Origin of the sequence: Vibrio echinoideorum, from assembly GCF_024347455.1 — a bacterium.
GTDB lineage: Bacteria > Pseudomonadota > Gammaproteobacteria > Enterobacterales > Vibrionaceae > Vibrio > Vibrio echinoideorum.
This window is the reverse complement of sequence record NZ_AP025483.1, coordinates 185,260-197,676: the sequence shown is the minus strand read 5'-3', so window position 1 is coordinate 197,676 and position 12,417 is coordinate 185,260. Positions and strand designations below refer to the sequence as shown.

Annotated in this window: 12 protein-coding genes; 9 read left to right on the top strand and 3 right to left on the bottom strand. The window is 45.4% G+C overall.

All coding sequences use genetic code 11. The annotated features are described in order from the left end of the window. Positions 1–216: 216 nt before the first annotated feature. From acs to fis, 7 genes are all read left to right on the top strand, one after another. A complete protein-coding gene (gene acs / locus OCV36_RS00900) occupies positions 217–2,166 on the top strand; it encodes an acetate--CoA ligase (RefSeq protein ID WP_102551337.1) in 1,950 nt (649 codons plus the stop codon). A 323-nt stretch (positions 2,167–2,489) separates the two neighbouring features. Further along, positions 2,490–2,939, top strand: coding sequence for a type II 3-dehydroquinate dehydratase (gene aroQ / locus OCV36_RS00895; RefSeq protein ID WP_135457679.1), 450 nt, complete (start codon positions 2,490–2,492; stop codon positions 2,937–2,939). Between the two features lie 74 nt (positions 2,940–3,013). Then, on the top strand, positions 3,014–3,466 hold the full coding sequence (gene accB / locus OCV36_RS00890) for an acetyl-CoA carboxylase biotin carboxyl carrier protein (protein WP_017073767.1): 453 nt from the start codon (positions 3,014–3,016) through the stop codon (positions 3,464–3,466). A 15-nt stretch (positions 3,467–3,481) separates the two neighbouring features. Continuing rightward, positions 3,482–4,825, top strand: a complete 1,344-nt coding sequence (gene accC / locus OCV36_RS00885) for an acetyl-CoA carboxylase biotin carboxylase subunit (RefSeq protein WP_017073768.1) — start codon at positions 3,482–3,484, stop codon at positions 4,823–4,825. A gap of 188 nt (positions 4,826–5,013) precedes the next feature. Beyond that, complete coding sequence (gene prmA / locus OCV36_RS00880; RefSeq protein ID WP_017073769.1) at positions 5,014–5,901, top strand: 50S ribosomal protein L11 methyltransferase; 888 nt, start codon at positions 5,014–5,016, stop codon at positions 5,899–5,901. A gap of 139 nt (positions 5,902–6,040) precedes the next feature. After that, positions 6,041–7,009, top strand: coding sequence for a tRNA dihydrouridine synthase DusB (gene dusB, locus OCV36_RS00875; protein WP_032497690.1), 969 nt, complete (start codon positions 6,041–6,043; stop codon positions 7,007–7,009). A gap of 23 nt (positions 7,010–7,032) precedes the next feature. Beyond that, a complete protein-coding gene (fis, locus tag OCV36_RS00870) occupies positions 7,033–7,329 on the top strand; it encodes a DNA-binding transcriptional regulator Fis (protein ID WP_004729744.1) in 297 nt (98 codons plus the stop codon). A gap of 90 nt (positions 7,330–7,419) precedes the next feature. Here fis and zntR read toward each other — a convergent pair whose 3' ends face one another. Then, positions 7,420–7,860, bottom strand: a complete 441-nt coding sequence (gene zntR / locus OCV36_RS00865; RefSeq protein ID WP_029224887.1) for a Zn(2+)-responsive transcriptional regulator — start codon at positions 7,858–7,860, stop codon at positions 7,420–7,422. Positions 7,861–8,185: 325 nt separating this feature from the next. Here zntR and purH point away from each other — a divergent pair, with 325 nt between their 5' ends. Next, positions 8,186–9,778 carry a bifunctional phosphoribosylaminoimidazolecarboxamide formyltransferase/IMP cyclohydrolase gene (purH, locus tag OCV36_RS00860; protein WP_135457677.1) on the top strand — a complete coding sequence of 531 codons (1,593 nt, stop codon included), beginning with the start codon at positions 8,186–8,188 and terminating at the stop codon, positions 9,776–9,778. Positions 9,779–9,863: 85 nt separating this feature from the next. Beyond that, a complete protein-coding gene (gene purD / locus OCV36_RS00855; protein WP_017073773.1) occupies positions 9,864–11,153 on the top strand; it encodes a phosphoribosylamine--glycine ligase in 1,290 nt (429 codons plus the stop codon). A gap of 166 nt (positions 11,154–11,319) precedes the next feature. On the opposite strand, the gene OCV36_RS00850 is transcribed toward purD, so the two are convergent. Both OCV36_RS00850 and hupA read right to left on the bottom strand, forming a co-directional pair. Continuing rightward, positions 11,320–12,018 carry a DUF1481 domain-containing protein gene (locus tag OCV36_RS00850; RefSeq protein ID WP_135457675.1) on the bottom strand — a complete coding sequence of 233 codons (699 nt, stop codon included), beginning with the start codon at positions 12,016–12,018 and terminating at the stop codon, positions 11,320–11,322. 46 nt (positions 12,019–12,064) lie between these two features. Beyond that, complete coding sequence (hupA, locus tag OCV36_RS00845) at positions 12,065–12,337, bottom strand: nucleoid-associated protein HU-alpha (RefSeq protein WP_004729753.1); 273 nt, start codon at positions 12,335–12,337, stop codon at positions 12,065–12,067. Positions 12,338–12,417 lie beyond the last annotated feature (80 nt).

Here is a 12,417-nt window from a genome sequence, read left to right as displayed (position 1 = left end):
CAACCATTGCCTCTCTGCATAGAGAGCAATATCGCAAAAATGAACTTAACTCGCTATTTTCTAAGTGAAAAGCAGCGTCTCATCCTAAAGTCTAATTGTGGAAATCGCCATCCTAGCCGAGAGTGATAGCACAACGACAGTCCTGTAATAGACTTAGAAACTGAACACAAAGGAAGTTGCCAGTTCATTAAGAATGTAGGCACAAGGAGAGATGCAATGAGTGAAGCCCACGTTTATCCGGTAAAAGAAAATATTAAATCAACGACGCACGCGGATAATGACACTTACCTAGCCATGTACCAACAATCTGTATCTGACCCTGAAGGCTTTTGGGGTGAACACGGAAAAATCGTTGATTGGATTAAACCTTTCACACAGGTAAAGAACACCTCTTTTGACCCTGGCCACATCGATATCCGCTGGTTTGAAGATGGCACGCTTAATGTTTCGGCTAACTGTATCGACCGTCACCTTGCTGAGCGCGGTGATGAAGTCGCCATCATCTGGGAAGGCGATGATCCGGCTGATGACAAAACTCTAACTTTTAATGAACTGCACAAAGATGTATGCCTGTTTTCAAATGCTCTAAAAGAGCAAGGCGTACGCAAAGGCGATGTGGTTTGTTTATATATGCCAATGGTTCCTGAAGCGGCAGTGGCTATGCTGGCGTGTACACGTATCGGTGCTGTCCACACTGTGGTATTTGGTGGTTTCTCTCCAGAAGCACTGTCTGGTCGTATTATCGATTCCAACTCTAAAGTTGTTATCACTGCCGATGAAGGCGTGCGTGGTGGCCGTGCGGTTCCACTGAAGAAAAATGTCGACGAAGCACTCACCAACCCTGAAGTAAAAAACATCGAGAAGGTTTTCGTATTCAAACGCACTGGCGGCGATGTGGCGTGGCACGAACACCGTGATGTGTGGTGGCATGATGCTATCGCAAATGTATCGGCAGATTGCCCACCAGAAGAGATGAATGCGGAAGATCCTCTCTTCATTCTTTATACGTCTGGTTCCACAGGTAAGCCTAAAGGTGTAATGCACACCACAGGTGGCTACCTGGTTTATGCCGCAATGACCTTCAAATACGTATTCGATTACCAAGAAGGCGAAACTTTCTGGTGTACAGCAGATGTGGGTTGGATCACAGGACACACTTATCTTGTTTACGGGCCGCTTGCCAATGGTGCAAAAACCATTCTGTTTGAAGGCGTGCCTAATTACCCGAACACAAGCCGTATGAGCGAAGTGGTCGATAAGCACCAAGTAAATATTCTTTATACAGCGCCAACCGCGATTCGAGCATTAATGGCCAAAGGCAATGAAGCCGTTGAAGGCACTTCTCGTGACAGCCTAAGAGTCATGGGGTCAGTAGGTGAACCTATTAACCCTGAAGCTTGGGAGTGGTACTACAAAACCATTGGTAACGAGCAGTCTCCGATTGTTGATACATGGTGGCAAACAGAAACAGGCGGTATCTTAATCGCACCATTGCCAGGCGCAACGGACTTAAAACCAGGTTCAGCGACTCGTCCATTCTTCGGCGTGCAACCAGCGCTTGTTGATAACATGGGCAACATCATTGAGGGAGCAACCGACGGCAATCTCGTGATTCTTGATTCTTGGCCTGGCCAAATGCGTACCGTTCATGGTGATCATGACCGTTTTGAACAGACTTACTTCTCTACCTTTAAGGGTATGTACTTCACCAGTGATGGCGCTCGTCGTGATGAAGACGGATATTATTGGATTACTGGTCGTGTGGATGACGTGCTTAACGTATCTGGTCACCGTATGGGTACCGCAGAGATTGAATCAGCTCTAGTCGCATTCAATAAGATTGCAGAGGCAGCGATTGTGGGTATCCCTCATGATATTAAAGGCCAAGCAATTTACGCTTACATAACACTGAATGATGGCGAGTTCCCAACCGCAGAACTTCATAAAGAAGTGAAAGACTGGGTACGCAAAGAGATCGGCCCAATCGCAACACCAGATGTACTGCACTGGACAGATTCATTACCGAAAACGCGTTCGGGTAAAATTATGCGTCGTATCCTGCGTAAGATTGCCACAGGCGATACAGGTAACCTAGGTGATACTTCGACACTAGCAGACCCAAGTGTAGTAGATAAGCTTATTGCAGAGAAAGCAGAACTGGCATAAGCAACCTATTACATTAACTCATTACTGTTTAAAACAGCCCCTTTCTAAACCGTCACCTATGTGGCGGTTTTTTTATGGCTGATCTTGATCTCAAATATCCTCTACAAAATTAAGGCTACGGCGATTTTTTGTTAAGTTGGTAACAACTCCATGCTGTCTCAATAGGAGATTAGACCAGTAAATTGCTGCGATTTGCGCTGAATTAGCTATAATCTGGTTCTAATTTTTAATTTTGGGTTTTTCTCACTGGAAATTAACCCCAAATTTTCAATAAAATGGCAACATTCACGTTCGTAATCACGATAAAGGAAGATAGCCCCACGATGTCTACAAAGTTTCGCATTCTAGTTTTAAATGGCCCAAACCTTAACCTGTTAGGCCTTAGAGAGCCCGCACACTACGGTTCTCAAACACTTGACCAGATTATTAGCTCCTTGACCGAGCAAGCGAAAGCACACGATGTTGAGCTATCTCACTTGCAGTCAAATCGCGAGTATGAACTGATTGAAGCTATCCATAGTGCTTATCAAAATGTTGATTTCATTATTATCAACCCAGCGGCCTTTACACATACCAGTGTGGCACTGCGTGATGCACTACTTGGTGTTGCAATCCCATTTATTGAAGTTCATCTATCGAATATTCACGCACGTGAACCATTCCGTCACCACTCTTACCTATCTGATAAAGCAGAAGGTGTGATTTGTGGCTTAGGTGCTCAAGGTTATCAATTTGCTTTGACAGCTGCGCTCAGCAAGCTCAACTCAAAGTAAACATAAACAACGAACTATTACTAACCTACTCAGTCATAGAGTAAGTTCAATTAACAGATAAAGAGAAAGAAACAATGGATATTCGCAAAATCAAAAAGCTAATCGAATTGGTTGAAGAGTCTGGCATTTCTGAGCTAGAAATCTCTGAAGGTGAAGAGTCAGTACGAATCAGTCGTAACAGCCCTGTATCTGCAGCACCTATTCAATATGCAGCAGCTCCTGCTCCTGTAGCAGCTCCTGCTCCTGCGGCGGCACCTGTAGCAGCAGAAGCAGCAGCTCCTGCGGTTCCAGCTGGTCACCAAGTTCTTTCTCCAATGGTTGGTACTTTCTACGGCGCTCCAAGCCCAGATGCAAAACCATTCGTTAAGGTTGGTCAATCTGTAACTGCTGGCGAAACGCTATGTATCGTTGAAGCAATGAAAATGATGAACCAAATCGAAGCTGATAAATCTGGTGTTGTAACCGCTATTCTACTTGAAGACGGTCAACCAGTAGAATTCGACCAAGCTCTAGTAATTATCGAATAATAGAGAGCACTCATTATGTTAGATAAATTAGTAATCGCGAACCGTGGTGAAATTGCACTGCGTATTCTGCGTGCATGTAAAGAACTTGGTATTAAAACGGTAGCGGTTCACTCAACCGCTGACCGCGACCTTAAACACGTACTTCTTGCAGACGAAACTATTTGTATCGGTCCAGCTCGCGGTATCGATAGCTACCTGAATATTCCTCGCATCATCAGTGCAGCTGAAGTGACAGGCGCAGTGGCTATCCACCCGGGCTATGGCTTCCTATCTGAAAATGCAGACTTCGCAGAACAGGTAGAGCGCAGTGGCTTTATCTTCGTTGGCCCTAAAGCTGAAACCATTCGCATGATGGGTGACAAAGTGTCAGCTATCACGTCAATGAAGAAAGCTGGCGTACCTTGTGTACCAGGTTCAGACGGTCCTCTTGATAATGACGAAATAAAAAACAAAGCGCACGCTAAGCGCATTGGTTTCCCAGTTATCATCAAAGCATCTGGCGGCGGCGGCGGTCGTGGTATGCGTGTTGTTCGTTCTGAAAAAGAACTAACAGAAGCTATCGCAATGACTCGTGCGGAAGCAAAAGCGTGTTTCAATAACGACGTGGTTTACATGGAAAAATTCCTAGAAAACCCGCGTCACATTGAAGTACAAGTACTGGCTGATGGCCAAGGTAATGCTATCCACCTAGGTGAACGTGATTGTTCTATGCAGCGTCGTCACCAGAAAGTTGTGGAAGAAGCGCCAGCACCAGGTATCACTGAAGAAATGCGTAAGTACATCGGTGACCGCTGTACTCGTGCATGTCTTGAGATTGGTTACCGCGGCGCAGGTACATTTGAATTCCTATACGAGAACGGTGAGTTCTACTTCATCGAAATGAACACTCGTATCCAGGTAGAGCACACGATTACTGAAATGGTAACGGGTATCGACCTAGTGAAAGAGCAACTTCGCATTGCTGCTGGTCAACCTCTATCATTCACACAGGATGATATTAAGCTGCGTGGCCACTCAATCGAATGTCGTATCAACGCGGAAGATCCTGTTCGTTTCCTACCATCTCCAGGTAAGATCACGCGCTTCCACGCTCCAGGCGGCATGGGTGTTCGTTGGGAATCTCACATCTATACTGGTTACACAGTACCACCACACTACGATTCAATGATTGGTAAGCTGATCACTTACGGTGAGAACCGTGATGTCGCTATCGCTCGAATGAAGAACGCATTGGGTGAGATGATTGTTGAAGGTATTAACGTTAATACTGAACTTCAGTTGGCTATTATGAACGACGAAAACTTCCAACACGGTGGTGCAAACATCCACTACCTTGAGAAGAAACTCGGTCTACAATAGAAGCTAGCCTTCAGTACCTCGTTCTTTTAAGAACATTCAAAATGCTCACTTCGGTGGGCATTTTTGTTTTTAAAGCACCCGAAAAGATCAATCTATAATCCCTATTATAATCCGTGGTGTTTTGGTGAATTTGCTCATATTTTCTGCTAGACTCGCCATCCAATTTTTCTCATATAGAAGATGCAGCCATGCCTTGGATTCAAATCAAGCTTAATGCGACCAATGAAAATGCCGAACAAATCGGCGACATGTTAATGGAAGAGACTGGCGCTCTTTCCGTAACTTTCCTGGATGCACAAGATACCCCTGTATTTGAGCCTCTGCCGGGTGAAACTCGCCTTTGGGGTGATACTGACATTCTCGCGCTATACGACGCTGAGACTGATACTGGTGTCGTCCTAGCACAGATTAAAGCAAGCAACATGTTCCCTGCTGACTTTGCTCATAAAGTAGAGCAAATCGAAGACAAAGATTGGGAACGTGAATGGATGGACAATTTCCACCCAATGAAGTTTGGTGAGCGTCTTTGGATCTGCCCAAGCTGGCGTGATATCCCAGAACCTGACGCAGTAAACGTCATGTTAGATCCAGGCCTTGCATTTGGTACGGGTACTCACCCAACTACAGCACTGTGTCTTGAGTGGCTAGAAGGCTTAGACCTTACCGGCAAAACCGTGATCGACTTCGGTTGTGGTTCAGGCATCCTAGCGATCGCTGCAATCAAACTTGGCGCTGAGAAAGTTATCGGGATCGACATTGATCCTCAAGCTTTACTCGCTTCAAAAGACAACGCACAACGCAATGGCGTTGCTGATCAACTGGACGTGTTCTTACCACAAGATCAACCTGAAGGTTTGCTTGCTGACGTTGTCGTTGCCAATATTCTTGCAGGCCCACTACGCGACCTTTCTAGCATCATCAAAGGCCTAATTAAGCCAAATGGCATGCTAGCGATGTCGGGTGTTTTAGATACACAAGCGGAAGATGTTGCGACTTATTATCGTGATGAGCTTCACATCGATCCGATTATCGAACAACAAGAGTGGTGTCGAATCTCAGGTCGCAAGCAAGGCTAGACAAGACTTTGGGTGCTAATTGATTGAATTTCATACAAATTACAAAAACAATTTGTAAATGCTCAAATATTAGTCTTTTCACGCAGCGAAAAAATGCGTAAAATGCGCGCCCTTGCTGGTACAGAACTGTGATGACGTTTTGAAAATCGGAAATTATCAACTTAAGAACAATCTAATCGTCGCTCCAATGGCTGGCGTAACGGATAGACCATTCCGTGAGTTGTGTCTTCGCTATGGTGCGGGGATGGCAGTCAGTGAAATGATGTCCTCCAACCCTAAGGTTTGGAAAACGTCGAAGTCTCAGCAGCGTATGGTACATGAAGGCGAATCGGGCATTCGTTCAGTACAAATCGCTGGTGCAGATCCACAGCTTATGGCCGAAGCTGCTCAATTTAATGTTAATAACGGTGCGCAAATCATCGATATCAATATGGGTTGTCCAGCAAAAAAAGTGAATAAGAAGCTTGCGGGCTCTGCCCTACTGCAGCATCCAGAACTCATAGAAGAGATCTTGAAGGCCGTAGTAAACGCTGTCGACGTTCCAGTAACGTTAAAGACTCGTACAGGCTGGGATACAGATAACAGAAACTGTGTCCAAATCGCTAAAATAGCCGAAGACTGCGGCATACAAGCACTTGCCCTTCACGGGAGAACTCGCGCTTGTATGTACAAAGGTGAGGCAGAATACAAACACATTAAAGCAGCGAAACAAGCAGTATCTATTCCGGTTATCGCTAACGGTGATATCGATAGTCCGGAAAAAGCTAAGTTTGTGCTGGAGTACACCGGCGCTGATGCTTTGATGATAGGTCGACCTGCCCAAGGACGTCCTTGGATTTTTAACGAAATCCTACACTATTTGGAAAACGGCACCACGATGGACCCGCTCCCGATTTCGGAAGTAAAGGACATCATGCTTGGCCATGTGAACGCTCTACATGAATTTTATGGCGAGTTTTTAGGCCCCCGAATTGCTCGTAAGCATGTGGGTTGGTATCTAAAGGAACATGAACAAGCGAGTGAGTTTCGCCGTACCTTCAACGCATTCGAAGCAGGTGATCTGCAGCTTGAGGCGCTAGAAGGTTTTTTTGATAACGTTGCACCATAATTACGAGAAGAGCTAGACCGAATATGTTCGAACAAAATCTGACTTCAGAAGCATTGACAGTAACTACAGTTACATCACAAGACCAAATCACGCAGAAACCACTACGTGACTCAGTTAAAGCATCATTGAAAAATTACCTTGCTCAATTAAACGGTCAAGAAGTCAGCGAGTTATACGAATTAGTATTAGCTGAAGTTGAACAGCCACTACTAGACACTATCATGCAGTACACTCGCGGTAACCAGACTCGCGCAGCAACCATGATGGGTATTAACCGCGGTACTCTTCGCAAGAAACTTAAAAAATACGGCATGAACTAATCGTTCTTTCGTAATTTATTGAATTGAAAGCCAAGCTCATTTATTGAGTTTGGCTTTTTTTTTACCTGCAGGCTCTTGATAGGTGGCTAATTACTCTCCAGTACGGCCACAGCGCCCTTTATCAACATTTGCTGAGTCCAAGGCCGCCAAAATCGAACAATGGCTAGCATCGTCGTCTATGTGACCACAGCACGCATCATTAATCTTTTTAAGCGCCGTGCGAATCTTGGTTAACTCAGACATTTTTTCATCAATCATCTCTAATTTTGCTGAGGTAATCGACTTCACTTCCGCACAACTGTGTTGCGTCGCTTCCAAGCGAATCTCGAGCAATTCTTTGATTTCATCCAAACTCAGCCCTAACTCTTTAGATTTGAGAATAAACGTCACCTGTTTCTGGTTATTTTCATCATATAGGCGGTAACCCGACTCACTGCGACTGGCTGGCGCGATCAGGTTATTCTTTTCATAAAATCGTAAGGTATCGGCTGTCACACCGCATCGTTTCGCTAATTCACCGATCTGAAACATGTTTTTTCCTACTGTTTCGTCCATTCCACAATTAACCTTATCGTTACTTTTTAGGCTGAAATGGCACTTTTCATAATTAATCTTGAGATGCCAAACGATTGCGCGAGCTTTTTTGTAATAAATTAGTTAGAATCTGCGCCATCAAATTTGGAGTTGGTTATCTTATAGCTTAATCATAAGACTGACCCAAAAGGTCTTTACCAAAACTGGCCAATATTTTATCTCTTACTGGTATCTTAGATAATCCACGCTAAGAAGATAGAAACAAGTTCTTTTTTGGCAAATATCTTTATTTTAACCCCATGAATTTGAGGAAGATGGAAGCATGAATAACGCTCGTCCAATTCGCCGCGCTCTAATCAGCGTATCAGACAAAACTGGTATCGTTGAATTTGCACAAGCTCTTGCTAACCGTGGTGTAGATATCTTATCTACCGGTGGCACTGCTCGCCTGCTTGCTGAAAAAGGCATCTCTGTTACAGAAGTATCTGATTACACTGGTTTCCCAGAAATGATGGATGGCCGTGTTAAGACTCTGCACCCAAAAGTTCATGGTGGTGTTCTAGGCCGTCGTGGCCAAGATGATGACGTGATGGAAACTCACGGCATCAACCCTATCGATATGGTTGTTGTAAACCTATACCCATTCGCAGAAACCGTTGCTAAAGAAGGTTGTACCCTTGCTGACGCCGTTGAGAACATCGACATCGGCGGTCCAACAATGGTTCGCTCTGCAGCGAAAAACCACAAAGACGTAGCGATCGTTGTAAACGCACACGACTACGAGCGCGTTGTGACTGAAATGGACGCTAACGAGAAATCTCTGACGCTAGAGACTCGCTTCGACCTCGCTATCGCAGCATTCGAGCACACCGCTTCTTACGACGGCATGATCGCTAACTACTTCGGCACTATGGTTCCTAGCTACGGCGAGAACAAAGAAGGTGACGAAGAGTCTAAATTTCCTCGCACGTTCAACCAACAGTTCGAGAAGAAACAAGACATGCGCTACGGTGAGAACAGCCACCAAGCAGCGGCATTCTATGTTGAAGCTAATCCTGAAGAAGCATCAGTTTCTACAGCTCGCCAAATCCAAGGCAAAGCACTTTCTTACAACAATATCGCTGACACTGACGCAGCGCTTGAGTGCGTAAAAGAGTTCGACCAACCAGCATGTGTCATCGTTAAGCACGCTAACCCATGTGGTGTAGCACTAGGTGAAGACATCCTCGAAGCTTACGACCGCGCATTCAAAACAGACCCAACGTCTGCATTTGGCGGCATCATCGCATTCAACCGTGAACTAGACGCTGCAACAGCAACGGCTATCACTGAGCGTCAATTCGTTGAAGTTATCATTGCACCATCTGTTTCTGCTGAAGCAGTAGCAATCGTAGCGGCTAAGAAAAACCTTCGCCTACTTGAGTGTGGCGAGTGGACAACGAAGACAACTGGCTTTGACGTGAAACGCGTTAACGGCGGCCTATTAGTTCAAGATCGCGACCAAGGCATGGTGTCAGAAGACGACCTGAAAGTAGTTTCTAAGCGTCAACCAACCGCTGAAGAGCTGAAAGATGCGTTATTCTGCTGGAAAGTAGCGAAGTACGTTAAATCTAACGCTATCGTTTACTCGAAAGGCGACATGACGATTGGTGTCGGCGCTGGCCAAATGAGCCGCGTTTACTCTGCGAAAATCGCAGGCATCAAAGCTGCTGACGAAGGTTTGGTTGTTGAAGGGTGTGCAATGGCATCAGATGCATTCTTCCCATTCCGTGACGGTATCGACGCGGCAGCTGAAGCGGGTATCAAGTGTGTTATCCAACCGGGTGGCTCTATGCGTGATGACGAAGTTATCGCAGCAGCAGACGAACACGGCATGGCGATGATCTTTACGGGCATGCGTCACTTCCGCCACTAATATTTAGTTCACCTAAACAATTAGTAGCTATCGAGCCTCTCAATTTTGAGGGGCTTTTAAGAATTAAAGACTTAAGGATTGAAACATGAACGTATTAATCATCGGTGCTGGCGGTAGAGAACATGCTTTGGGTTGGAAAGCGGCACAAAACCCAAATGTTGAAACAGTATTCATTGCTCCAGGCAACGCAGGTACTGCGCTAGAGCCTAAACTTGAGAACGTAAAGATTGGCGTTGAAGACATCGCTGGTTTAGTCGCGTTTGCTCAAGAGAAGAAAATCGAACTGACTATCGTGGGCCCTGAAGCTCCGTTAGTTATTGGTGTGGTTGATGCATTCCGCGAAGTGGGTTTGCCAATCTTTGGCCCAACCCAAGCCGCAGCGCAGCTTGAAGGTTCTAAAGCATTCACAAAAGACTTCCTAGCTCGTCATGATATCCCGACAGGTTACTACTCAAACTTCACTGAGATTGAACCCGCTATCGCTTACGTTCGTGAGCAAGGCGCTCCAATTGTAGTGAAAGCTGACGGCCTTGCCGCTGGTAAAGGTGTTATCGTTGCGATGACCCTTGAAGAAGCTGAAGACGCAATCAAAGATATGCTAGCAGGCAACGCATTCGGCGAAGCGGGCAGCCGAGTAGTTATCGAAGAATTCCTTGAAGGCGAAGAAGCAAGCTTCATCGTGATGGTTGATGGTTCTAGCGTACTTCCTATGGCCACCAGCCAAGATCACAAACGTGTTGGCGACAAAGATACAGGCCCTAACACGGGCGGCATGGGAGCTTACTCTCCTGCGCCGGTTGTGACTCCAGAAATCCATAACCGTATCCTTGAAGAAGTTATCTACCCAACGGTACGTGGCATGGACGCGGAAGGCGCTCCTTACACGGGTTTCCTTTATGCTGGCCTAATGATCGATGCAGACGGTACACCTAAGGTTATCGAATACAACTGCCGCTTTGGCGACCCAGAAACGCAACCTATTATGATGCGTATGGAATCGGATCTTGTTGAGCTTTGCCTAATGGCTATCGACGAGAAACTAGACGAAGCGGAATCGAAGTGGGATCCACGTGCTTCTATCGGTGTTGTTCTTGCAGCCGGCGGCTACCCTGCTGACTACGCAAAAGGTGATGTAATTTCATTACCAACAAGCGAAGTTGAAGGCCAAAAAGTTTTCCACGCAGGCACTACAAATAACGAAGCTGGCGATGTTGTGACTAATGGCGGCCGAGTACTTTGTGCAACAGCACTTGGTAACACGGTTTCTGAAGCTCAGGAGCGCGCTTACGCGTTAACTAAGCAAGTTAGCTGGAATGGTATGTTCCACCGCAATGACATTGGTTACCGTGCGATTGCGCGCGAGCAAGAGCAGTAATCAGTATCATTCGCTAGATTCAAATGGCAGTAACTGAATGACTGCAACTGAATAAAAAGAAAAGGCGCCTCGATAGGCGCCTTTTTATTGATTATTCGTACCTGTACAGACAAATAAGCACTTAGCCTACAGTAGGCCAAATGCTCTGATACTATTTAAGCGATCTCTATTCTTTCAGCAATGAGGGCCTTGATACACACTCATGATTTTCATCTGCCAATATCAAAAACTCAGCAACCGACAATTTTCTCAAAGACGCTTTACCGACAAAAGCACCATAGCTCTCTACAGACGATAAACGGTTAATCACAAAATTAGGCAATGTTTGGTTGAACTCAAAGTCATCAAACTGCTTACCAGAACAAGTCTGAAACGTTTTGCCATTCCAATAGCCCTGCAAAAGCTTTAACCCTTCATCATTTTGCTTCTCGGTAACATCGAGAACGGATATCGCTTCCTGTTTATACCTGTCGAGCTGAACCGACTGTAACGGTAATACTTTTTTACCAATACGATACTGTTGATACACAGCCTCACCAGACTGATTAAAGCGCACATGTACACGATATGGAACCAACGCAAGTGAATCATCGCGTAACTCACCTTCACGCACAAATTCACGAAGCACATCTTCCGACCAAACATAGTCAGTTTTGTACCAGCCGTAATCGCCCATGGTGACATAGTCAGCAGAAGTATGAGGTTGTGTTAGCTTGTTGGTGACCCAGTAGAAACTTGTCGCGTCGCCCATGACTTGGCCGCCGGTGTAGGTTTCAAATTGCTCTAGGTTAGTACGAGGGCTTGTTGAAGAACAGCCAATAAGAAATGTAGATAAGAGTGAAACGAGAAGAAATGTTTTTTTCATAAAACCTGTACCGAGGTGGAATACGACTACCTCGGTACAGTTTAGATTATTTCACTGAATCTTTCAGCGCTTTACCTGCAACAAATGCTGGAACATTTGCAGCAGCGATTTGGATCTCATCACCAGTTTTTGGGTTACGACCAGTGCGAGCTGCACGGTGGTTTACTTTAAAAGTACCAAAACCAATTAGCTGAACTTGATCGCCATCTTTAAGAGCATCAGTCACGCCGCCAAGAGTTGCTTCTAGAGCCGCTTTAGCTTGTGCTTTCGAAAGGTCCGCTTTTTCAGCAATAAAGTCGATTAATTGAGTCTTGTTCATTTTAGGTTTCCCTTCTTTGTATTTTTGAATTCAATTCACTCTAAAACATAAATGCCCCATCTGGCAAAGGTTTGTCGTCG